The organism is Paenibacillus sp. 01T443, from assembly GCF_056398325.1.
This window is the reverse complement of record NZ_JBFTPE010000010.1, coordinates 229,977-253,740: the sequence shown is the minus strand read 5'-3', so window position 1 is coordinate 253,740 and position 23,764 is coordinate 229,977. Positions and strand designations below refer to the sequence as shown.

General features: G+C 45.7%; 22 protein-coding genes and 1 pseudogene. 16 read left to right on the top strand and 7 right to left on the bottom strand.

The window, feature by feature from the left end; all coding sequences use genetic code 11:
• Positions 1-53: 53 nt before the first annotated feature.
• Both AC1DLI_RS20735 and AC1DLI_RS20730 read left to right on the top strand, forming a co-directional pair.
• Positions 54-671 carry a DNA-3-methyladenine glycosylase family protein gene (locus AC1DLI_RS20735; RefSeq protein ID WP_477605961.1) on the top strand — a complete coding sequence of 206 codons (618 nt, stop codon included), beginning with the start codon at positions 54-56 and terminating at the stop codon, positions 669-671.
• Between the two features lie 18 nt (positions 672-689).
• Entirely contained in the window at positions 690-1,376 is a 687-nt protein-coding gene (locus tag AC1DLI_RS20730; RefSeq protein ID WP_477605959.1) for a DNA alkylation repair protein, read from the top strand.
• A gap of 217 nt (positions 1,377-1,593) precedes the next feature.
• Here AC1DLI_RS20730 and AC1DLI_RS20725 read toward each other — a convergent pair.
• The 7 genes and pseudogenes from AC1DLI_RS20725 to AC1DLI_RS20695 form a co-directional block, all read right to left on the bottom strand.
• A pseudogene (locus tag AC1DLI_RS20725) lies at positions 1,594-2,061 on the bottom strand (SRPBCC family protein); the annotation flags it as partial.
• 77 nt (positions 2,062-2,138) lie between these two features.
• On the bottom strand, positions 2,139-2,480 hold the full coding sequence (locus AC1DLI_RS20720; protein ID WP_477605957.1) for an ArsR/SmtB family transcription factor: 342 nt from the start codon (positions 2,478-2,480) through the stop codon (positions 2,139-2,141).
• A gap of 80 nt (positions 2,481-2,560) precedes the next feature.
• Positions 2,561-3,379 carry an SPL family radical SAM protein gene (locus AC1DLI_RS20715; RefSeq protein WP_477605955.1) on the bottom strand — a complete coding sequence of 273 codons (819 nt, stop codon included), beginning with the start codon at positions 3,377-3,379 and terminating at the stop codon, positions 2,561-2,563.
• 72 nt (positions 3,380-3,451) lie between these two features.
• Positions 3,452-4,165, bottom strand: coding sequence for a 2OG-Fe(II) oxygenase (locus tag AC1DLI_RS20710; protein WP_477605953.1), 714 nt, complete (start codon positions 4,163-4,165; stop codon positions 3,452-3,454).
• Positions 4,158-4,706, bottom strand: a complete 549-nt coding sequence (locus tag AC1DLI_RS20705; protein ID WP_477605951.1) for a methylated-DNA--[protein]-cysteine S-methyltransferase — start codon at positions 4,704-4,706, stop codon at positions 4,158-4,160. The genes AC1DLI_RS20710 and AC1DLI_RS20705 overlap by 8 nt, the downstream gene beginning before the upstream one ends.
• Before the next feature lie 16 nt (positions 4,707-4,722).
• Positions 4,723-5,349 (bottom strand): bifunctional transcriptional activator/DNA repair enzyme AdaA, encoded by a 627-nt coding sequence (locus AC1DLI_RS20700; protein WP_477605949.1) that lies wholly within the window; start codon positions 5,347-5,349, stop codon positions 4,723-4,725.
• Positions 5,350-5,972: 623 nt separating this feature from the next.
• The gene (locus AC1DLI_RS20695) at positions 5,973-7,730 is read right to left on the bottom strand and encodes a glycosyl hydrolase family 28-related protein (RefSeq protein WP_477605947.1); all 1,758 of its coding nucleotides are present in this window, start codon (positions 7,728-7,730) and stop codon (positions 5,973-5,975) included.
• Between the two features lie 315 nt (positions 7,731-8,045).
• Here AC1DLI_RS20695 and AC1DLI_RS20690 point away from each other — a divergent pair, with 315 nt between their 5' ends.
• The 14 genes from AC1DLI_RS20690 to AC1DLI_RS20625 all read left to right on the top strand — a co-directional run bounded on the left by AC1DLI_RS20690 (position 8,046) and on the right by AC1DLI_RS20625 (position 23,725).
• On the top strand, positions 8,046-8,312 hold the full coding sequence (locus tag AC1DLI_RS20690; RefSeq protein WP_477605945.1) for a GNAT family N-acetyltransferase: 267 nt from the start codon (positions 8,046-8,048) through the stop codon (positions 8,310-8,312).
• A gap of 229 nt (positions 8,313-8,541) precedes the next feature.
• Positions 8,542-9,090 (top strand): DUF3885 domain-containing protein, encoded by a 549-nt coding sequence (locus tag AC1DLI_RS20685; protein ID WP_477605943.1) that lies wholly within the window; start codon positions 8,542-8,544, stop codon positions 9,088-9,090.
• A 725-nt stretch (positions 9,091-9,815) separates the two neighbouring features.
• Positions 9,816-10,100, top strand: coding sequence for a hypothetical protein (locus AC1DLI_RS20680; protein WP_477605941.1), 285 nt, complete (start codon positions 9,816-9,818; stop codon positions 10,098-10,100).
• Between the two features lie 178 nt (positions 10,101-10,278).
• Complete coding sequence (locus AC1DLI_RS20675; protein ID WP_477605939.1) at positions 10,279-11,034, top strand: YveK family protein; 756 nt, start codon at positions 10,279-10,281, stop codon at positions 11,032-11,034.
• On the top strand, positions 11,015-11,707 hold the full coding sequence (locus AC1DLI_RS20670) for a CpsD/CapB family tyrosine-protein kinase (RefSeq protein ID WP_308998139.1): 693 nt from the start codon (positions 11,015-11,017) through the stop codon (positions 11,705-11,707). The genes AC1DLI_RS20675 and AC1DLI_RS20670 overlap by 20 nt, the downstream gene beginning before the upstream one ends.
• Before the next feature lie 279 nt (positions 11,708-11,986).
• A complete protein-coding gene (gene galU / locus AC1DLI_RS20665; RefSeq protein WP_477605937.1) occupies positions 11,987-12,889 on the top strand; it encodes a UTP--glucose-1-phosphate uridylyltransferase GalU in 903 nt (300 codons plus the stop codon).
• A 2-nt stretch (positions 12,890-12,891) separates the two neighbouring features.
• Positions 12,892-13,554, top strand: a complete 663-nt coding sequence (locus tag AC1DLI_RS20660; protein ID WP_477605935.1) for a sugar transferase — start codon at positions 12,892-12,894, stop codon at positions 13,552-13,554.
• Between the two features lie 12 nt (positions 13,555-13,566).
• Positions 13,567-14,823, top strand: a complete 1,257-nt coding sequence (locus tag AC1DLI_RS20655) for a glycosyltransferase family 4 protein (RefSeq protein ID WP_477605933.1) — start codon at positions 13,567-13,569, stop codon at positions 14,821-14,823.
• A gap of 23 nt (positions 14,824-14,846) precedes the next feature.
• Positions 14,847-16,196, top strand: a complete 1,350-nt coding sequence (locus tag AC1DLI_RS20650) for an O-antigen ligase family protein (protein ID WP_477605931.1) — start codon at positions 14,847-14,849, stop codon at positions 16,194-16,196.
• Entirely contained in the window at positions 16,193-17,443 is a 1,251-nt protein-coding gene (locus AC1DLI_RS20645; protein ID WP_477605929.1) for a glycosyltransferase family 4 protein, read from the top strand. The genes AC1DLI_RS20650 and AC1DLI_RS20645 overlap by 4 nt, the downstream gene beginning before the upstream one ends.
• Before the next feature lie 3 nt (positions 17,444-17,446).
• A complete protein-coding gene (locus tag AC1DLI_RS20640; RefSeq protein ID WP_477605927.1) occupies positions 17,447-18,820 on the top strand; it encodes an oligosaccharide flippase family protein in 1,374 nt (457 codons plus the stop codon).
• Positions 18,813-19,859: a glycosyltransferase family 4 protein gene (locus tag AC1DLI_RS20635; RefSeq protein WP_477605925.1), complete on the top strand. Its 1,047-nt coding sequence runs from the start codon at positions 18,813-18,815 to the stop codon at positions 19,857-19,859. The genes AC1DLI_RS20640 and AC1DLI_RS20635 overlap by 8 nt, the downstream gene beginning before the upstream one ends.
• Entirely contained in the window at positions 19,856-20,743 is an 888-nt protein-coding gene (locus AC1DLI_RS20630; protein ID WP_477605923.1) for a glycosyltransferase, read from the top strand. The genes AC1DLI_RS20635 and AC1DLI_RS20630 overlap by 4 nt, the downstream gene beginning before the upstream one ends.
• Positions 20,744-20,767: 24 nt before the next feature.
• A complete protein-coding gene (locus AC1DLI_RS20625) occupies positions 20,768-23,725 on the top strand; it encodes a chitobiase/beta-hexosaminidase C-terminal domain-containing protein (RefSeq protein WP_477605921.1) in 2,958 nt (985 codons plus the stop codon).
• The last annotated feature ends 39 nt before the right edge of the window (positions 23,726-23,764 follow it).

The window sequence follows — 23,764 nt, the reverse complement described above, 5'->3', positions numbered from 1 at the left end:
ATTGCTCATAAGCTATCGGGAGCCGATGATTGTTGAAGAGGAGGGTATGCAGAATGCCGGCCGTAATAACGAAGTATTTTGAGTATGGACAAAAGGAAATCGATTATTTAAAAAGCGTTGATCCTGTGCTGGGTGAAGCGATGCTGCGCCTTGGCAAGATTGAACGGGTCATCATGCCGGAGCTGTTCACGGCACTCATGAATGCAATTGTCGGCCAGCTTATTTCAGCTAAGGCAGCCCGCACCATATGGGAGAGAATGCAGGAGAGGCTCGGTGAGATAACGCCGGCCAATCTGGCTGCGCAGTCTGTCGAAGATATTCAAGGCTGCGGCATGACAATGAAAAAGGCCGTATGTATTAAAACTATCGCACAGACGATCGCGCTGGGTGACTTTCAATTGGAAGAACTGAAACAGCTTCCGGATGCTGAAGTCATTAAGAGGCTGATGACCCTAAAGGGAGTCGGAAAGTGGACGGCCGAAATGCTGCTCATTCATGCGCTGGAGCGTCCAGATATCATCAGTTGGGGGGATATCGCCGTACGCCGCGGAATGATGAAATTGTATGGTCTTGATTCGATAACAAAAGAGCAATTCGATGGCTATAGTCTTCAGTATTCACCATATGGGTCAATAGCTTCTATTTATTTATGGGACCTTTCATTTGATTAAGGAAAAAGGAGCAAGGACATGGAAACAACCGTAAAAGAACAGCTGCTTGCTTGGGCGGAGGAGGACTACCGGAAATTTTCTGCTGCGCTTATTCCGAACATTAATAACGTATTAGGAGTCCGGCTGCCCCATTTGCGCAAGCTGGCGAAGACCATTGCGAAGGGCGATTGGCAGCATTATTTGGAACATGCCGAAAGCGAGTATTTCGAGGAAATCATGCTGCAGGGAATGGTGATCGGATATATTCAGGCCGACATCGGGAAAGTTTTGCCCTATATCGCTGATTTTGTGCCGAAAATGGACAATTGGTCGGTGTGCGACAGCTTCTGCATCGGGATGAAAATCACGAAAACGAATAAGGATACCATGTGGGATTTTTTACAGCCTTATCTTGTTTCAGATAAAGAGTATGAAATACGCTTCGGTGTCGTTATGCTTCTTGATTATTATATCGAAGAAGGTTACATTCACCGTGTACTGAGGCTGCTAGACGAGACCGACCGCAGCAGCTACTATGTCAAGATGGCGGTGGCTTGGGCGATTTCAATTTGTTATGTGAAGCTGCCAGAGATCACGCAAGCCTATTTGGCGAGCAGCTCTCTGGACGATTTCACATACAACAAAGCTTTGCAAAAAATAACGGAATCATACCGCGTAGATCCGGAAACGAAAAACCGGATCCGCGGCATGAAACGAAAGCGCTAGCCAGCGGCTATGCCATGTCTAGTGAGAGCTGTCTTAACAATTGCAGGCCTGCATCCGTGAAGACGGAGGTTTCTTGCTCCACGTAGCCTAAATAGCGGAGACTGAATACAGCTTGCTCATTCTTTTTGAAAAAGTCTTCGCCAGCGTGCTTAAGAGCTTGATCGTTCATCGCTGCGATTTGCTCTGAACCGATTTGTTGAAGCAGCGAATATAAGGACAGGATATCCTTTAAGCCGCCGAACATTAAATTCCAGCCATGCTCGGAGCTGCTGCGGTACTCGCTAAGCGCTTTTTCGATATCGGCTTGCGTCCAGTTTTCTTCATGAGGCACGTTGATGACTTGCGTAAACGTCATTTCGCAGCCTTTATCAAGCGCTTTTAGCTCAACGGTCAGGCGGTCAGTCAATTCGCTGAATTGCGGCATTTGAAAAGTAAAGACCAAACGATTCGGGCGGTTAAGTTCCAGATATTCGCCTGTGGCTGTATAATCGTTGCCATTGCGATGGTCAACGATCGTCCATTTTCCGCCGACGACCGGCTCATTGACCGCTAATTTATTGGTACCTTCATTAGTCATCAGCCATCTTCTCATCATGACAGGGTTAATCCATGCATCAAATACTCTTTCGGCCGGTACGTCGAATTGACGCACCATTACTAAGGTGGTTTGGGATACGTTAGCCATTTGTAAACATCCTCTTCTGAATGAATTTTACGATAGAGTCAGCCGGGTTAGACTGCAGGAAACGGTTATACTGCTCGTTAGTGCTTCTCCTTTTCCTCTTTTTTAAGTTCGCGTTCAAGTGCATCAAATTGATTACTCCAAAATTGCTCGTAAAAATGCAGCCATTTGCTGGCCGCAGCCAAGCTTTGCCGATCGAGGGAGCAAATATGGGTCCGTCCGGTAACCGTCCGGTGAAGAAGACCTGTCTGCTCCAGCACCTTAATATGCTTGGAGGCAGCGGCAAGCGACATTTCAAAGGGGGCTGCGAGCTCCGATACCGTTCGCTCATGGAGAGACATGAGCCTGACCATTTCTCTTCGCGTCGGATCGGAGAGAGCGTGAAAAATATCATCGAGCTTATCGCTTTCTTGTTTAACCATACGGTTAACTATAAACGAAAAAATAGAAATATTCAACCATATGGTTTAATATTTCTTTTTTGCGAGAAGCAGGCTTTCGATTAGGGCTCAAAGCCTTGCTGGCTAATATAGATTTGCTCCTCGGAGAAAACGCGCTTCATCCGTTCATAAACGATTTGATAAGCAGAAGGATCATGCCATTCTTCAAGCCCCAGCGGCTCATACCATTTATGAATGCCCATTTGCTTGGTTCGTTTTCCGCTGCTGCCGTCGCCCATAAAATAATCATCTATGCAAATTCGGTCAACAAGCGGCTGCAGCTTGTCCGGGAAAGCCTCGCTGCTTGGCAGTACCGGAGCGATTGCGGCTTGTGCAGGAACGCCGGCCTCGGCCAACAATTGCAGAGTCTTAAGCCTAGCCTGAATCGGAGGGGCTTGCGGCGAAAAATGCTTGCGGATCTCATCCAGATCGGTCTCCACCGTCATGCTGACACGGACCTTCTCTCCAAGCTGCTGGAAAAGATCGATATCTCTGCGGACAAGCGGGCTGCGCGTTTGAACGAGCAGAAAGTCGGGCGGATTCTCTACCATGACCTCCAACAAGGAGCGGGTAATCCGTTCTGTATGCTCAATAGGTTGGTAAGGATCGGTACTGGAGGACATAAAGATCGTGACCGGTCCTTTGGCGCGGGCTCTGAGCAGCTCCTTCCGAAAAACCTCCGCGGCATCCTTCTTGATATCGACCCAGGTACCCCATACCTTGTTTCTGAACAGGGATACCGGCATTTTCCGCACATAGCAGTAGGAGCAGCCAAAAGAACAGCCGGTATAAGGATTCAGCGAATGGCTGTAGCCCGTCAGAAAACCAGTTCCCTTATTCAGAAGTGTCTTAGGCTGCTTGTATAAATACTCGGTTTTCATTTGGATACCTGCGTGAGAATAAGCTTTGTAATGATTGCCATGAGATAAACCTCCTTGAATGTGGGACTGCGTTTACGTTGCATCATGGAAAATAATGCCGAGACTGTACCTCGTGCCTGAGGTAACGGTGCTTACGCCATGCCGAAGAGTCGTCTTGTAATAGCCGCGCGTACCTAAGACCGGACGATGATGGGTGGGGAAAATAAGGCCTTCGCCTTGCTCAAGCGTAATGACATGTCCACGGCTCTGCGCTCGCGGGCGCTGCTCGACGAGCAGAAATTCACCGCCCGTAAAGTCGCTCTCCTTCTGGTTCAATGCAAATACGACCTGAAACGGGAAGTACACTTTTCCATACAAATCCTGATGGAGGCAGTTATATCMGCCGGCTTCGTATTTCAATATTAACGGGGTAGAACGCCTCTGTTCCTCGTTGTGGCAATGAGCCAGAAAATCATTGAAGGCCGGCGGATAAGCGGCTTCTTTACCTAATTGTTCAAGCCAGCGGTTAGCCGTGACTGCAAGACCGGGGTATAAGCCTTCACGCAGCAGCTGCAGCATGGAGGGAAGCGGAGAGCTGTAATACTTATATTCTCCGATTCCGAACCGATATCTCGCCATATTGACAGTGCTGCGGAAAAGCGCTTCGTTCTCATAGGTGCCAATCATTTCCTGGCATTCCGAATGGTCTAATAAGACGGGCAGCTTCGCAAATCCGTGCTCTTCTAATGATTGCTGAAGCGCTGCGAAGTCCAGCTTCGCGATACGTTGGTTGAGGCGCTCAAGCAAAGGATTCGACTCCTTCCCTGCTGACCGCTTCGCTCTCCAAATGTAGCAGCTTCTTTTTCATCTCCATGCCGCCGCGATAGCCGGTTAGGGAGCCGTTTTTCCCGATCACGCGGTGGCAGGGAATCGTAATGAGGATCGGATTTGCGCCGATCGCGGTGCCTACTGCACGGACCGCGGCCGGCCGTTGAATGTGATTGGCGATATCCGAATAGGATTTGGTTTGGCCATAAGGAATGTCGTTCAGCGCGCGCCATACTTCAAGCTGAAAGTCGGTGCCATGATAATCGAACGGGACAGTGAAGCTTGTGCGCTTGCCTTGAAAATATTCGATCAGCTCGTCTTTGTACGGCTGCAGCAGCTGGTCATTTTGAATCAAGACGCTGCCCGGAAGCTTTGTTTTCGCCCATAGAGCAAGTTCTTCCATCGATTGGTTTTGAGAGCCGGCGAAGCAAAGGCCCGCAGGGGTAGCGGCAAGGTGAATATTCCAACCTTCATGCGTTAAAAGCGTCCAATACAATTGGGGGATTGYCTTGTTTTCCATTGGATGAAGCCTCCGTTCATTTTATAGTTTGTTCTTTCCGAAAGCTTGCCGGCGTGTGTCCGGTTAATTTTTTGAAAAGGGTTATAAAATAAGGCGTATTGGTTAGGCCCACTTGAACACCAATATCTGAAACGGAATGATCCGAAGAAAGCAGCAGCTCCTTCGCCTTTTCAATCCTTTGATGCTGGATATAGGCAACGGGGGTCATTTGCTTCAACTTCCTAAAAGTCCGATGCAGGTGGTAAGGGCTGCCGTGACAAATCTCTGCGAGCAGCTCTAAGGTTAGGGCATTTCTATAGTTATGGTCGATATAGTCAGTCACGGAAGCGATCCATTCGTCATCGGGCAGCCGTTGGCCGGTTGGCTTACAGCGTTTGCATGGACGAAACCCGGCGGACACTGCTTGCTCGGCCGTATCGAAGTAAGTGATATTATCGGGGTTCGGCGGTCTTGATTTACAGGATGGCCGGCAAAAAATTCCCGTTGTCTTGACTGCATAAAGAAATGTTTCATTATAGGAAGCATCATTGCCGAGGACAGCATTCCACTTTTCCTCAAGCCCCAATTCTAAGGGCGGTGTATCTGCTGATGATTGAGAAACAAAAAATGGCTGGTTCAGGTTGTGCTTGCTTTGATTTACCATGCAGGTTCACCTCCACCACTAGTATAACCCCGAAAGTGAACGTATGTACGCATTTGGGAATGGAATAGCAAGATAACGAAATTGATTAAGAAGCGGCTATTATGCTTACATCAATCGTCCAGAAAGCAAGCGTAGTGTAGAGAATCGGGCGTTATTGAAAACGTTCAGAGACATTCATACAAGCAGTCATAGGATTTACGGATAGCCTCAGATCACAAAGAATTTACCGCCGGGATAAAAGGCTAGTCGAGGTCGCGTGGCTCGATTGATGAGAGCGAAAGGGATCAGATCTAAAGTGGTTAAGAAATACAAAGCATCAACAAACTCCAACCACAACCTACCTGTCGCAGAAAATCTTGTGAACCAGAATTTTGAGGCAAGTAAACCTAATGAGAAATGGCTGTCTGACATTACGTATATTCCTACTGAGGAAGGCTGGTTGTATCTCGCCGGTGTCTTAAAATGGAAGTAATGCGCCGGTGCTGACTGTAGTAACCAACTGATAAAGGAGAAGTGCCTGTTTCCTTTCGGAAACAGGCACTTTTTGTGTGCATCTGTCCAGTTTATACCACACGTATTTCCGACTCTGACCGGGATCATCGTGGGCATCGAGCGAGAATATATTAACCCATTAAATCATACATCTGTTTTGGTGTAAAAGATGTGTAAGTCGCACTGAGTGCATGAATAAAAATGGATCCCGTCCCGTTCGAAGAACCGTCCGCAAATACGTTTATTCGGGCTGAGTCACTTGATGACTGGAAAGGAATATAAAATTTAGCCGTGTATAATTTTTTCTCAAAGCCGCTTAATGGAAGTTTCGGCAAGCTTAACGTAGAAGATCCAGACATGGAAACAGTCACTCCACCGTCCGGATTTCCGCTCGTCGAATACAAAATGGAAAGGTGCAAATAAACTCCTTTCACCATGTGCGACAGCGGGATGTCATAAGATTTATTCCAATCCATACTTAATGATACGATTTTATGATACGCGTAATCTTCAAAAATGACTTCTCCACGGTCATAACGCATAAAACCGTTAACCTTGCCGCCGAATACCGCTCCCTTTTGTTCCCCGGCAATTTGGATGTTCGCCTTATTCCGAACCGTCAGCTGCGCCGGTATTTCTTCCACGATCGTATCCGTATCGCAGGACGTTTGAATTTCGTGAGAAGCACACTGGGCCAAGTTGACCACATAATCGGCAAGGGAGGGAAATACATAATCCACATCGATTTTAATATTTTCATAGGTTTGATCTTCATCGAAAATCAATGAGGAGACAAATCCATTAACTACGACGTTTCCTTGGAATTTGAATTGGCAGTTCGTTATGGCTGCACGCTTGGCGATCACATATTGGGGACATAATTCACCCGATCGGTCGTTGCTTTGACTCTTCAGAAACGTATTTTGAATGATGTTCACATCCGAGAAGTCACCATACACCACCACAAAAGATTTATACAATTCCTTCATGTTCGTACCGCCGCCGGCTGAATTTTTGCCGCTGCCGCACCGGTTGAATTGATTGGCAGAAATGACAATTCCGCTATTTTTCTGCTTGATTTCAATAGCCGCTCCTCTAACTCTGTCAAAGAAATTGTTGGAGATTTGAATCATGCGGCAGGCATACATGGATATCGCGGCATCCCTGTCAATCCATTCGAACCGGCAGTTTGTCACCTGATTGGCAATCGCCTGTACCCAATCAAACGGTTTTGCTCCTACAAAGACACACTGATCCCATGAACTGTCAATGATTCTGCCCTCAAACAGCACGTCTGTATCATAAACCGTAAACGAGCAGTATCTGAATTTGTAATTATGATAGGCACCCTTCTTGTTGCCTGGTGCGCTGAGTACTCGACGAATCTCCTTAAAGCTGCAGGAATCAAAAAGGACATATCTGGGACTGGATACACCGGCGACCAGATCAAAATTTTCAAAACATAAATTTGAAAATTGAGCCCTTTTTATGCTTCCTCCGATCAGTACATTATCCCCGGAACCATGCAGAACGGACCCCTTTTCGAAATCGTCATAATCGGTCTGTGACCAGTAGGATTTATTATTCGAAACACCTTCCATAATCAGATTGTCAAAATTATCGAGAGTTCCCTTGATGAGATACTTACCTGCGGGAACATATAGTTTATAACCTTTGGCTACACAATCGTTGATTGCTTTCTGGAATGCTGCCGTATCATCTTTCACTCCATTGCCGGCGGCTCCGTAATCTCTTACACTTACTCCTGTATTCGAGCTCTTGTCGGAAAGGCGGTTAATAACACCCCCGCTCATAAAACTGAGGCCTATTGCTGCCATTCCCGCCAACAGCTTTCTCCGGCTGATTATGAACTTATTATTTCCCTCCATCTCTTTCCTCCTAGTTTAGGCCCAATTACTATTAGCAAGATTATCTCTAATTCATACTGCTTCCACTTAAAAAATCTGTTCCTTTTATAAAGTAATTGCCCCATCCCCGACTTTATTTTAATCATGTTATCATGAATCTAAGAGCTTTGCACCACGACCAGACCATGGTCTTCGTTGACGGAGAAAGATAAGCTGGCGAAATGGTTCTCCGAGCTTAGGGTCGACGACCTGCGCGAGGGCGGGATAATAGGAAGTTTCAAAAATAATGAGCTGGTAGGATTAATTGGATTCATATACGAATCACATAACTAAGTAGTGATAAAGCATATTGCAATTAAAACCGATTACCGCTGTAAGGGTATAGGCAGTGAAATGATAAATGAACTTATAAAAACGAAAAGAATCGTAAGAATAAAGGCGGAAACCGATAAAGATGCTGTTGGTTTCTATAGAAAAAATGGTTTCTCGATACGAGTTTGGGGGAAAAGTATCCGGGAGTGGAACGCTTCGATTGTATGCTTTCAGTCAGCAACGTTTCAACAGATTACTATTCCCTGTAAAAGAGGAGAAAATGAAGACTAATAAGGCTCTTTACCCAACCATCATAATTCTCTTAATTTTTATTTCCTTCATCCTTTTCATTTGGATGCTGCAACAAAACAAATCTCTGTATGTTCAAATTGAAAAGGCAATTTTAAATATGCGATCATCGGATTAGCCCCGGAAAACATGAATTTTACCATCTATTGCGGGTTGGGCGACCTTCCACATTTTAACCCTGACATCGACGTTGTTAGTGAAGGGACAGCACATGAAAACCAATGTAGTTAATCAATTGTTCAAGCAAAAATACTGGATAAGATTTGAACTTGGAATAAGCGGCCTTGAGGAAAAAGCATACTTTAATGAAGTAATGCAACGCTCGTACAGCATTTGTAACTTTCTCTTTTCAAAAAATGATGAAGTTTATGTGATCAATCGCATTAGCTACCTGAAAGAAGACAGTATGCATGAAAAACTTGATATGCATCGTTATTTTAAAACAAAACGAGCAGTAAAACATCTAGAACACCAAGTGTTTCCCTACGAATATGAAGACGATGAGCAGATGGTAACCAGCGAGTATCGGGTTATCATTCACATCGTTTCGTCGGACGCGCATCATCTGGAGCGCAGAGGATCTCGGCTGCGCGAGGTCTATGATGCTATCCATGAGAGTATGGGAGAGGCGTGGGTGAGTTTTTTTCTAAACAATGCGCAGTACGTAATCGGAAATAAGACTTTCGGCAGGAGGCTTGTCGAAGCGCTTTCATCCCGGGGGGTATGGAGTCGTCTATTTTCCTATTTTCAAAATAAGTAATGCGTGGAAGAGAAGCTAAAAAGACCTTTTTCGAACATCAATAAGGAAATTTTTGGAAACAAGCAGATCCGTTTTTTGCGGAAATGCTTGTTTTTTTATTACATAGAGATAAAAAAGACGTTTTCATGTACAAAAATGATCATGAAACAAGCAAATGCGAATGTTGTCGAATGGTGTTTTTGGGTCCTACTTTTCTAGGACACTGGTCAATAGTCCCTTATTTTATTAAAAATAGAGCGTAATTATTAATGAAATTTGAATGAAAGACATAGTGATGAACAGTCAAAAACCTTTATTTTACAAGGAAAAGAGTTAGTTTAACTATAAACTGAATGAGTCTGAAGAAGTAATATTTGTAAACATACATAAAGCGCTTCCAAATGACAAATTCATCTATTCAGGCACTGATAATGAGAAAAGTTAAAATTGCCTAATTCGATAAATTAGGAGTCCGTGCTTATGAAAACCATTTTGAAAATGAGCAGGAATGTCTAACCGACAACATGTCTTTATTCCCTCAAGAATATCAAAAATCTGTGTCATACTTAGATTCACGGTGGAAGCAAGGCTAACATGACTCCTGAAACCAGTTAGGCGAAAAATCAAATGCTATAGCAAAAATTATATTTTACTAATATTAAAACCTCTTAATGAAGCTTGTGTTATTTGTCGATTTGTAGCAATCTTAAGTGAACGAGAGGGTTGAAAAATGGAGGGTGTCAAAGATGAATGTTTCGAATGTGGAGCAGAAGCGAGTACGGCTGAAGCAATTTTTGAAAATACTATCTGAAGATCCTTCTCTAATGAATCAGGAGAGACAAGAGGATTCGAGATCGTTAGCTGAGCTTCTTATGGTTACTGGATATACGCCAAGGAACAAACCCGTTGACATGGCTGAACTTGTATCGCTGTTGCTCAAGAAGGTGGGACATGAGGCTTGCTCGGAAGATATGATGGAGCACGTCATGAATGGCGGAACGGTCGATGAGTTTATGAATATAAGTAGATAAGCAGTTACATAGCAGAGTTACATAAACATGATTGGAAGCATCGGACTGGGTGCTTCTCTGAATTAACCGTGCCCAAAAGTTCGCGTTTTGAATAACTTAAAAACATTAGTATTCACTAGGAATAATTTATCACAAACATAAATGGCAAAATGACTTAACTAGTAACGGAGGAACCAAGTTGGAATTAAAACGATATTGGATGATCATCAAAAGAAGACTTTTATGGATTGCTTTAATTATTTCAGTAAGTTGTCTGACCATCGGCATTTACTCCTTCAACTTCATCGAACCGCAGTATCAAGCTTCCGCTACACTTATCGTCAACGATTACAAGGGCAGCAGTTCGATGCAACCAAGCATAGACGTAGGCTCCATTAACTCCACGATCGGACTCATCAAAACCTACAAAGAAATCATTAAAACGCCACGTATGATGAAAAAAGTCATCAATGAGTATCCGGAACTTGCTAAGACGTACGGAGAGCTCGCTGGCAAGGTAACCGTCGGCTCGGCTAATGAAACGCAGATCATGACCATAACCGCCCGGGAAGACTCCTATGAGAAGGCAGCCAATATCGCCAACGCCGTTGCGATCGTATTTCAAAAATCGGTTCCTGAGCTGATGAAGGTTGACAATGTTTCCGTCTTGGACAAAGCCGATCCGAAAGAGACGCATGGCCCGATGGCTCCGAATCCGATTATGAATATTGCCGTCGCATTCATATTGTCTTTAATGGCGGGCGTAGGCATTTCCTTCCTTCTGGAATATTTGGATGACACGATCAAGAACGAAGAAGACATCGAGATGCTGCTGGGGGTTCCGGTACTGACATCGATTCCGAAGTTTAAAGAGAGTGATGCCATAGATCGGGGCAGCAAAGCCACGCTAACACCAAGATCCGGGAGGGGAAGCAATGTCTCGCTTGATACGTAAATGGAACCTTATTGCGGAAAGAAATCCAAATTCGCCAATATCCGAAGGTTATCGGATGCTGCGGACCAACATCGAGTTTTCGACGATCGACCATAAACTGCAGATCATTATGGTCACCTCATCCCAACCGGGCGAAGGGAAAAGCATAACATGCGCCAATATGGCGGTTTCTTTCGCTCATGCAAACAAACGGGTGCTGGTGATCGATGCGGATTTGCGAAAACCGGCGCAGCATCACATTTTTGGACTATCCAACCATAAAGGCTTGACGTCCGCCTTGTTCCATCAACAAGAGCTGAAGGATGTCATCCAGCATTCGAATACGGAGAATCTGTCGGTCATTGCCGCAGGCCCGAATCCGCCTAATCCATCAGAGCTGCTATCGTCGGATCATATGGGGGCGCTGCTTGAGAAGTTGAGGGAAACCTATGACGTGATCATCATCGATACACCGTCGATCATGTCCGTAACGGACGCTCAAATCGTTGCGACCCAAAGCGATGGCGTCGTTCTTGTCATCGATTCGGGAAAAGTGAAAAAAGAAGTTGCGCTCAAGGCGAAGACCTCTCTCGAGCATGTGCAAGCCAATCTTATCGGCGTTGTTCTCAATAACATTAACCGAAATCATTCGGATTCCTATTCCTACTATTACGGAGCTAGCAACGAGGCTTAACGGCATTATACCGAATAATAGCTAGTTGGTTTGGAAGGTAATGCCTCCTGCACCTCTATCACCGGAGGCACTCGGTCATGCTGTGGGTCAAAGGACCTTAGACGTTTATCGTCAAGAGCGTGACGTGAGGAAGGGTTAAATGCCCTAGCAATCTTTATTTTACCTCGGGTTTTTTTCTAAAAATCCGAGCTATGCTCTCAGACAAGGAAAGCATAGCTCGCATTTTTAGCATCTCGGTACAATGCGAATAAAAAAAAAAATAGGATAGGGTGAAATCAAATGAAAAAAGTGAGAAAAGCCATTATTCCTGCTGCAGGACTTGGTACCCGGTTTTTGCCGGCGACGAAAGCGATGCCGAAAGAAATGCTTCCAATCGTTGATAAGCCCACCATTCAGTACATCGTAGAGGAAGCCATTGAATCAGGGGTAGAAGACATCATCGTTGTGACTGGTAAAGGTAAACGTGCGATCGAAGATCACTTTGATATTGCGTTTGAGCTGGAATATACGCTCGAGAGTAAAGGGAAGCTTGATATTTTAGAAAAAGTCAGAAAATCCTCCAATGTAAATATACATTATATAAGGCAAAAAGAAGCGAAAGGGCTCGGTCACGCCGTATGGTGCGCCCGTAATTTTATCGGAGACGAACCGTTCGCTGTTCTGCTTGGCGATGATATCGTAGAGGCCGACGTTCCATGCACAAGGCAGCTGATCGAGCAGTATGAGCGTACCGGACGTTCGGTCATTGGCGTTCAAACCGTTCATGCGGATCAGACAGACCGGTACGGTATTGTCGATCCTGGCGAGACGATAGACCGTCTTTATCAAGTGAACCGTTTTGTGGAGAAGCCGCCGAAAGGACAGGCTCCATCGAACTTGGCTATTATGGGCCGCTATGTTCTGACTCCGGAAATATTCAATTATTTAGGGCAGCAAGAGATTGGCGCAGGCGGAGAAATTCAGCTGACCGATGCGATTCAAAAGCTGAATATGGATCAAGGCGTTTACGCTTATGACTTCCAAGGCAAGCGCTATGATGTGGGTGAAAGACTCGGCTTTATTATGACAAATGTCGATTTTGCGCTCCGGAATAACGAACTTCGGCATCAGCTCTTAAGCGAGCTTGGAGAATTGTTGGAACGGGAGCTTGGGAAACAATTAATAGGCATAGGAGGTGAATAACCATGCATCCGCAGTATCGCGATGAAGTGGTATTGAACACTCCTAATGACTATAGGTTTTCCCTGAATTCGGTGTTCAAACGTACCATTGATGTAACCGGTTCGCTGTTTGGATTGATTCTGTTAAGTCCGCTGTTTGTTATCATTGCTATTTTGATTAAATTTGAGGATCCGAAAGGCTCCGTATTATTCTATCAAACAAGGATCGGCAAGAACGAGAAGCCGTTCCGGATGTATAAATTCCGCTCCATGGTTAGCAATGCGGAAGAAAAGCTTAAATATCTGCTCGCTCAGAATGAAATTGAAGGCGCTATGTTCAAGATGAAGAACGATCCGCGCATTACTAAAATCGGGAAGTTCATACGGAAAACAAGCATTGATGAGCTCCCGCAGCTGATCAACGTGCTCCGGGGCGAAATGTCCTTGGTTGGCCCAAGACCTCCTCTTGTAAGGGAAGTTGCGGAGTATACAGATTACGACAAGCTGCGTTTAACGGTTAAACCTGGTTGTACAGGACTTTGGCAGGTAAGCGGCCGTAATGAATTAAGTTTTAAAGAAATGGTTGAGCTGGACTTGAAGTACATCCAAAATCGGAGCGTTGGGTTTGACTTGAAAATCATATTCAAGACATTCAAAGTGCTCCTTGGGGCAAAAGATGCTTTCTAAGGCGGAAAATGAATGAAAAAGATGATGTTTATTACGAACCGGCTGCCATTTCCAAATACGGACGGCAGAAAAAACCTGCTTCAGCAATACATTTATCAAATCAAAGATATTTATCCCGAATGTCAGATCGTGAACTTGTCTTTTGTTGATGACAAGAAGTACCTGAAGGATCAGCCGGATGCGATTTCTCGCTTGGTATGTCTGCAACTGCCCGGTATGGCCGAAAAACTGTTCAATGTCCTGGTCTATTCCTTGTTAATGCGTAGGTGGCCGCTGCAAGTATCCGTTTATTACTCCCGGAGAACACATCGGCTGATCAAGGAAATGATCAAGGAAGAGCAGCCGGAATTCATCTTTTACGATATGGTGCGTGTAGCGGAATACGTTACGGACGGAATCGGACAAAAGGTGCTCAGCTACGATGATCTTCTGTCATTGCGCTATGAACGGCAGCTTCAATGGTTTCAGTACATTCCGTCCGTATTCGGCGGCTTCTCGGACAAGCTCCCATCCGGTATCAAGCGGTTTGCAAATTTGAAGTTCATTCAAAAATGGCTTGTCGCTTTCGAAAGCAAGCTGCTGCACAAGTACGAGAAACATGCAGCCCAAAATTTCGAACATCTTATCTTTACTTCTCCCAAAGAAGCGGAGACCTTCCGGCAAATTGTCAGTCATCGCTCTTGTCTTGGCATCCCGATGAGATTCGACCCGGATAGGAAAATGACGGGGAATCCTCGATCGTACGACAGGAACAAGATCGTCTTTGTAGGGAAAATGGACATCCCGCACAATAGCTCCGCCGTCGTTTATTTCTGTGAGAAGATATGGCCCAGGATAAAGCAGCAGGCACCGAAAGCAAAGTTCTATATCGTCGGAAAAAGTCCGTCTGCCGAAGTGCTTAAGCTGCAGCAGGACTATCCTGACATTATCGTAACCGGCGAAGTGGATAACGTTAAGCGGGTCGTAAGCGATGCCGCTCTAATGATCGCTCCGCTGCTTTTTGGCACAGGAATTAAAACGAAGATCGTCGAGGCTATGTCTTGGGGAGTACCAGTCGTAACCAATCCGATCGGCAGTGAAGGCATCAATGCAATCAATCATGAGGATCTGTTCGTCTGTGAAACGGATGAGGAGATGGTACAAAATGTACTCCTATTATTGGACAACGATGAGATAAACGAAAAAGTATCGCGCAATTCGATCCGTTACGTGACCCATCATTTCAGCAGCTCCGTGACCCGTAAAAATCTGGAGTTGATTCTATCGTAGGGCAATTGCGCAAAGAGCAGGTGTTGGTTATTCGAAATCTTGTTATTGCGCTATTTATGTTATCCCTGATGCTCTTGACGTACGACAGCTTGCCATATATCCCATTCTCGGTCTATAGGCCTGTATCCATGTTTCCGATGTTCCTTGCTTCCGTCCTCCTCTTGTTTACCGACTTCAGGTTCAAGAAGGGGGATGCATTCTTACTCATATTCGTGATGTACAGCATTGGGCATTCTTTGCTTGTGGCAACGAGAAACGGTGATATCGCCAGCAGTGCGTCGCATATTATCACGCTTCTGTTTGGTTTGTCTATGTACCGGGTAACGGTATATGTCGCTGAACAAGCGAAAGAAGATCCGGAGATTAGAAGCGGCATCGCTAAAAGTATTGCTATAGCCTTTATTCCTCCGCTTGCAGCCGGTTTTCTGCAGCTAGTCGATGCATTTTTCATCCGCAACGGATTTTCCGGAGCCTTTACGGGACTATTCGCGGATAAAGTGTACCTCCGGAGAATTCAGATGCTGTCGGGCGAGCCTTCATGGGCGGCGATCCATATGCTGAGCGGCGGGCTAATCATGTTCTTCTTGTATAAACAGGGATTCCGAAAGCAGATGTATCTGCTTATCGCTGTTGTGCTGCTTATGGTACTATCCTTCTCCGCTTACGCTTACACCGTGCTTCTGACTGCGCTGGTTATTTATGTACTGGTAACGAACAAGAACAGGGGACGGATGCTGGTCGTTCTGTCAGTCTGCGCCTTTGTTGTTGTTGTAGGCGTGCCTTATCTGATCGAAACGTTCAAGGTAAGCGGCTATTTTACGCAGCGGTTTCAGTTCGATTTCAAACAATTAATAAATAATGATAATTCATTTTTTATCAGGCTGGTGTTTCCGGCCATCGGTTTTTTAGAATTTGCCAGACATCCGATTTTTGGAGTAGGCGGCGGCTTTTATTATACGGAATTTGCCTCCCTCCTACAGCAGTATTTCAGCAGCGGATTGAAATTCAGTGAAGTGCATGATCTGGTATTTATTAATCCCTATGACGCAACGTCAAGAAATATGGTGTCGAAGGTGTTCGCTGAGGAAGGCCTTATCGGGGTTATCCTTTTTGGAGGATTTCTGGTTTCGATTTTTCGCAGCTGTGGGGCAAATTCGTATTCGAAATTCGCTTTTGCGTTATGCATCGCACTCGTAATGAATTTTGATTCATATGCTTTTCTGGATTTCTGGTTGTTGTTCGGGTTCATCCGCGGGGGGGGGTTCGAAACGGAAACCATACGTACCGGAATGCCTGTGCGTATGCCCGTTAGGGGTAAAGGTCCGATAATTCCGGCTAGACCCATCTATAGCGAATGGAGACGAAAGGCATGAAGATCGTTATTGTAAATAGTTTGTACAGCCCTCATATTATTGGCGGTGCGGAAATATCGACTCAAATCTTAGCCGAAACGCTTAATACAGTAGCTGATGTGCACGTGCTTACGACTGGAGGGCAAAAGAGAAACGCCGGTATAACGTCTGAGTTGATTAATGGGGTTACGGTTCATCGTGTTCCTTACAACAATTTGTATTGGATCGGCGATTCGGAAAACCACGGCACGTTGCATAAAGTGGCTCGCAGACTTCTCGATTTTTATAATCCTGTGCAAATCGCGACTGTGACGAAGCTATTGAAGGAAATCAAACCTGATTTGGTTCATACTCAGAATTTGTCCGGTTTCGGGGCTGGGATATGGACTGCTTTCTTCAAAGCGGGTGTACCGATCGTTCATACATTAAGAGATTACTCGCTCATCTCGCCTGTCAGCTCGCCGATATCCAATCCACTGATTGCGGGGTTATACAAGCTGACTTCTCTTGGATTCAGCAAACGGGTATCCGCGGTTGTCGGTATATCTTCACATATTTTAAAGCGTCATACGGAAGCGGCGGGATTGTTTCCGAATGCTCAAAAGCTGGTCATTCCGAACGTAGTGGATGGCGACATCGCCGCGGGAGAGAAAGATTACGAGCGTAAGGCGCTGCGTATTGGCTATTTCGGCAGAATCGAACCGGAGAAGGGTGTTCGTGAAATAATCGATGCTGTCCGCTCGTTACCGAAAGAGATGGTTGAGCGGCTATATGTATGCGGGGAAGGCAAGCTGAAAGAGGAGCTTTCGGAATCGTGCCGGAATGACGGCCGCATCGTGTTCACCGGTAAAGTGAAGCCGAAAGAGGCGCGGGAGCTTATGGCCCAGGTAGATGTCACAGTGGTTCCCTCTATTTGGGAAGAGCCTTTCGGGCGGGTCATCATCGAATCCTATCAAGTCGGCACGCTCGTATACGCCTCTGCAGTAGGAGGAATTCCGGACGTCGTATTGAATCGCAGTCATCTGTTTGCACCGGGAAGTTCAGGAGCGATTCAAGATAAGTTGAAGGAATATTATTCCTTCTCGGCTGAAGAAAAACGAACGATTCAAAGACAATGTCTGGAACATAGCCGCAATTTCACCAAACAATCGCAACTTGAACGGTATACGGAATTATATAAATCGGTACTGACTCAGGTAATCGGTACTGCACAATCGGAGAAGACTTTTTCAAATGGAAAAAAAATAAAGGCCGATGTGGGAAGGTAGTCTATGGCACAATTGGCAATCCGTAAAGTATTAAAAGGGAATGGTCTTGTTCAAACGATTATGCGCACAAGCGCAACCAATTTTATGGTGATGGTCATCACCACGCTGACCTCCATCGTGACGGCAAGAATGTTCGGCGTCGCCGGCAAAGGGGAATTTTCAGCGGTTCTGTTCTGGCCGACCTTCTTAGTAGGGATTGTTGGATTCGGACTTTCCACTTCCCTTATTTACAACATGAAGCAGCTTGCCGGCAAAGGAGCGGAATACATCAGGGCAGGCTTTCTGTTCCAACTCTCGGTCAGCATAATTGTCGGCGTGATTTCATGGATTTATCTTCCGGCTTGGCTGGACAACTATTCTGTAGACGTCATTCAGACCGCCCGATGGTACACAGTGCTTACGCTGCCGCTGCTGCTTGCGGTCAATCTGATTGCGGCGCTTGCGCAAAGCACGGACAACTTCAAAATCTATAACGGTGTGAGGTTGTTTGTTCCGCTTTTTAATTTGGCGGGCATCTTAGTACTCTTTATGACTGGAGTGCTGAATATCCACGCTGCTTCGTTCGTTTACCTGATCACGACGCTGCTGGTCGTCATTTTGTCTTTGTTCCAATTGAGGAGCGAGCTGAAAATCGATTGGTTAAAAAGTATGGTTGATTGGGCAGCGGCAAAATCATTGTTCGGTTACGGAAGCAGAGTATTTGGCGTTGAGCTGCTGGGAACCTTGTATTCGCAGTTTGACAAAATCATTATCTTGTCGATGCTCACGCCGCGGGATTTCGGTCTCTATAGCGTCGTTTATGCGCTGTCCCGCGTGTTCAATACGGTTCAGATGGCCATCTCGAATGTCATCTTTCCGAAATTGACAGGGCTGGACAAGGACAAGATTATCTCAACGGTTGGCAGGGCTTTCCGATTGTCGCTTATCCTGATGACGATTGTGGTTGTACCGAGTATATTCATCGGCAGATTCCTGATGGGTATTTTATTCGGTAAGGATTTTCTGGAGGCCAGCACCGCTTTTTATCTTCTTTCTTTTGAATGCATTCTCGGGGGCGGCTCATGGATTCTAGCAGCTTCGTTTAACGCATTGGGTCGTCCTGGTCTCGTGCTAATCCGGCAAGTTATAGCACTTGCGATTACGATCGGGCTATTTTTTGTATTTACTCCTTTATACGGTCTAAACGGAATTGCCCTTGCTTTATTAATCGGTGCGCTGGTGAGAATGCTGATCACGATAGCCGCGATGCGGGTCGTATTTAAGGTGCGGTTCGCCGGCATGCTTTTTGATAAAGACGATTTCCGCTTTTTGATCGAACGTCTGAGAGAAAAAAACATCATTAAAAGAGCTGGAAGAGCAGGTGGAATGGATGGGTAACCCAACAGTATATATGTGGCCAAAAGTTAGCGAATATAACAAATACTCCGAATTGCTGACAAAGTCCATCGAGGATAATGGTCTGCAGGTAGAACATTACGATACAAAGAACACCCTTAAACCTGCAAAGGGAGACATTGTCCATATGCATTGGCCCAGTTACTCCTATCAGTCATCCAATTTCCCCTTAACGATTGTGAAGTCTCTGTTATTTGCCGGACTTCTATTGTTTTTGAAAGTCCGGGGTGTACGGTTATTTTGGACCGTTCACAATGTTTGGCCGCATTCGACGGGCAAAACGAAATGGGATTATATGATGCGAAAGTTTATTTTGTCAGTCTGCAACAAAGGATTCGTCATGAGTGAAGCGGTAAAACGAGAAGTTATCGAAACGTTCGGGATGAGCGCTGATAAGCTGATCGTCACACTGCATGGCCATTACTTAGATGCCTATGTCGGCAAAGGGACGGATATCCGTAAGCGGTTCGGCATTCCGCCGGAACAGTTCCTTTTCTTATTTATCGGCAGAATCAACTCTTATAAAGGAGTTGAAAAGCTAGTCGAAGCTTTTTTATCGCTGAAGCTGGAGTCGGCTGGACTGCTGATAGCCGGAAAAGTGGATGACGGTTATAAACTGGATTACATCGATCCGATTAATGACGGCAGAATCAAAGTTTATCCTCATTTTGTGGATGATCACGAACTTGTCGACTACTTACGGGCGGGTAATGTTATGGTGCTGCCTTATAACCAGATTACGACTTCCGGAAGCGCGATTCTGGCTCTCTCTCATTATAAGCCGGTCATTGCGCCCAAGCTCGGTTCGCTCAGCGAATATGTTTCCGATGGATGCGGAATCTTATACGATCCTGCTGACCCGGACGGCTTACGCAAGGCGCTGGCGATGTCGGTCAACATGAATATGAACGAGGTAGAGAAGCACATTTCAAAAAAATTGGCAGAACTGGACTGGCAGGGGATAGCCGGGAAAATGATAAAAGTTTACACCGGAACAAAACGGTACGAGGTGAATGCATGAAAGCGACGGTAGCGATTTGCACCCATAACAGAGCTGAGGATGTGAGAGAAGCGCTTTTAAGTCTCTTACGGCAAAACTTTACGGATGCTTTTGAGGTGATTGTGGTTGACAACAGGTCCACCGACAATACCAAACAGGTTGTTCAAGAAGTCAATCAGATGACAAGCATCCCGATTATATATGTTTATGAAGAACGGCTGGGGCTCTCCGTAGCCCGGAATCGTGCGATTCGCGAAGCGAAGGGCGAGTATGTGCTGTTCTTAGACGATGATGCAATGGCTTCCAAGGAATGGATCAGTGGAATTGTCTCCTTATTTGAGACCGATCGCCGGATCGGCTGCGTAGGCGGCAGAATCGAACCCGCTTGGGAAGGGGCGGAGCCGACCTGGCTTTTGCCGGAAAACCGGACGCTCTATACCATTTTGGATTATTCCAATGAAATTGTAGAAATGCAAAAGCCGGCCATACCATTCGGAGCCAATGTGGCTTTCCGCAAATCCGTCTTCAATTCGCTTAAACCCTTTCGCGAGGATCTGGGCAGAGTGGGAAGTAACCTGCTTTCAAGCGAGGAAGCCGAGCTCATTGACCGAATCCGCAGCCGCTATACCGTCTATTACACACCTCATGCCTGGGTGCGGCACAAAATTCCGCGCAGCAGAGTTAGCAGAAAATGGCTGCTGCGAAGGATTTATTGGCAGGGTGTGAGCAGTGCAGTCAGCTCGGAGAGGAAAAAAGGCATTATCGTCAAATCCGTCCTGAAGATTCCGGTGTTTCTGCTGTTGACGATCATTTTTTTCTTCGATAAGCATCGGATTTTCCGTAATATCAGCAAAATTATATACAATAACGGTTTAATCAGCGGTGTATTGCGAACCTATAACTAGACATTTAGAGAAAGGAGAAAAGTGGTGGAGTGGATAGCAAACATAAAGAAAAATAGTACATCGCTTTATTTTCTTTTGATTTTAAGTTTACTTATAACCCTTGTGCCGATACACGTTTTTGCAGACAACTCTACTTCTGCTGAAATAGTAGTTGATGATCTTGTGGATTGGAGTCACGTTTACAAACATTCGGATACTCTTTCTCTACAAGTATCTGAGGCTACCGATGATCCTACCCGGGTGATTCGAAGCTTTCGATCTAACGAATACATGACGTACCGGTCGGATGGTCCTCTCAGGAATTTTTCCTTATACACGTACTATCGTGCGGACAAAGGGCCTTACAATCATCCGAATTTTTATGTTTCCCACGATGGACAAGAATACGAGGAAGTGACTCCGCAAATTTACAAAGACGCGGATAACATGAATTTTGTCGTATATGAAGTACGGAACTTTCGTGGTGATGCAAGATATTTGAAAATACAATACACTGGCAGCGATATCGCTAAATCACCGGTAATTGGGAAAGCGGTGCTGAATGGTTCATTGGGCGTAAGGTCCAACCTGCCTTCGGGGTCCGTCCCTTACGGCAGTATGGTCATGTTGGAAAGAGCAACTGCTGGCGATACCGTGTATTACACTACGGACGGCAGCGACCCCAGAACATCTCTTACACGCAAGCTTTATACTTCACCGATCAAATTGGTGAATGAACTTCTGATAAAGATTTCCGCCGTAAACCATTCGGCATCGGGCAAATCAGCGGCCAGCAGGGTTTCCACCTACCGGTATGTGCCGGATGGCTCTTTGGATACGACAGTCGGAATGAATGACACGCTCGAAAATTTTAAACAGCTTTACAGCAAATCGGGTATTTATATTTTGAGAAGTAATCCCTATTTATTCGGCAACGATTCAAACCGTATGGTGCGTACTTCAAATAAGCCGGGGAGCATCATTTATCATACGGATTACGATATTTCTTCCTTTATGGTCTACAGCTACTTTTTTACTGGAAAGGCCATTGAGAAAAATCGGATCTTCGTTTCGGAGAATGGAAAGGAATATTCCGAAATTTCTGCTAAAGCCTATTCGGTAGGCCATCCAGTAGGCAATTGGCAGAATTATGCTTACGAAGCTTCGTCACTGCCGGCGGGTACGAGGTATTTGAAAATCGAGCTGCACGGATCGGCTGCGTCTTGGTCGCCTCAAGTTTCAAATGTGATTTTAAATCGAAGCACCTCTTCCGTGGACATTAAGTCAACCAGAAGCGCCGAAACATTGCACGATGTGCAGTTATCGGCTCCGGGCGAGGCAAAGGTTTTTTACCGTTTGAATAATGGGTTCGGCTTCAAGCCCTATTCCGAACCGCTTCAACTCACAGGTTATAACGTGCTGGAAACCTATGCGGTCAAGGATGGTATGGAGCCAAGCCCCATCCGCAAATATACGCTCAACGCAAGCAACCTAATTAAAGTGGACAGGTTCGGTCAATTGACCTCGGCGAATTTTTCCGGGAAGGTGACAAATGAACAGCAGCTTGAAGCGGATGCCGCGGCAGACGCCTCCTATTACAGCGGTTTAACACCGCCTTCGGACCGTGACCAATACGGTGGCCTGGAAGGCAGCGCGGCAAAATACGGGTTGAAAAAAACGGGATTTTTTACAATTCAACAGATAGGAAGCCGCAAAGTGATGACAACTCCGGGAGGCAATCTCTTTTTCAGCTTAGGGGTGAACGGTCTTACAGCCAATGAAACCTATACGATGGTAAAGGGTCGGGAGGAACTGTTCGAATCGATGCCTTCTAATCAAGAGGAATATAAATCGGCATTTATGGGGTCAGATAACTTCTCGTTCTATCTGGCGAACAAATACCGGAAAACAGGGGAAGTTCCAACCGAGCATGCTATCTATTCGGAAGCGGCCGAGCGCATCAGAAAATGGGGTTTTAACAGTGCGGGTGGCTATTCGCCTGAAAAATACAGCAATGAAACCAAATTGCCTTACGTGCGGATGCTTCCGCTTACGAGCATGAACTGGGCTGATATTGGCGGGATTTCGATATTCGACATTTTTGCGCCGGATGCGGAAGCAAAGCTCGATAAGACGTTAGCAAATGTACTCAAGCCAAACAAGGATGATCCGCTGCTGATCGGGTACTTCATCGACAACGAATACGAGTACCATAAGTTTTATTCCCATGTTCCGAAGCTGAAGGCTAGCAAAGCAGCGATCAAAGGGCGTTTGGTTAATAGGCTGAAGGACAAATATCAAGACATAGACAAATTTAACAGCCATTGGCAGACAAGCTTTAAATCCTTTGAAGAATTGAAGGAAGCGGAGCTGCCGATCAATACATCGTCGGCTTGGCGTGATATGGACGCATTTTTTAGATATTATCTGGAGACGTTCTTCGGAACGGTTTCACGGATCTACCGCAAATATGATCCGAATCATCTCCTTCTCGGAGACCGCTGGCTAACGACTCCTTTCCACAATGAGAAGTTTCGGAGCGTTATGGCGGAGATCGAAGGGAAATACGTGGATGTTATCAGTATCAACCATTACAGTTATCATCTCAAACCCGATCTTTTGGAGGATGTACACAAGAAGTCGGGCGGCAAACCGATTCTGATAAGCGAATTCGGTTACGGTACAGCGGAACAAGGATTGGAGCCTCTCCTTCCTAATTCGGCCGCGAACCAGTTTGAGAGAGCAATGCGTTACCGGAATTATATGGAGGAGGCAGCCAGTCTGGACTTCATTGTAGGCGTTCATGTATTCAATTACTTGGACCAGGCAGGACTTGGGAGATATTGGCAGGGGATTTGGGGAGAACGTTATAACTCAGGCCTTGTGAATGTCGCCGACCGTCCTTATAAGGAATACCTGGAAGGGATTATGGACACCAACTACGACATCTACAAGTTACTTCTAGGGGAACGGCCGAAATTTTATTACGAGTTAAGGAAATAAGCGTGAAGTAAACCGCGGCTTCTTCTCGATCTTCTCGTC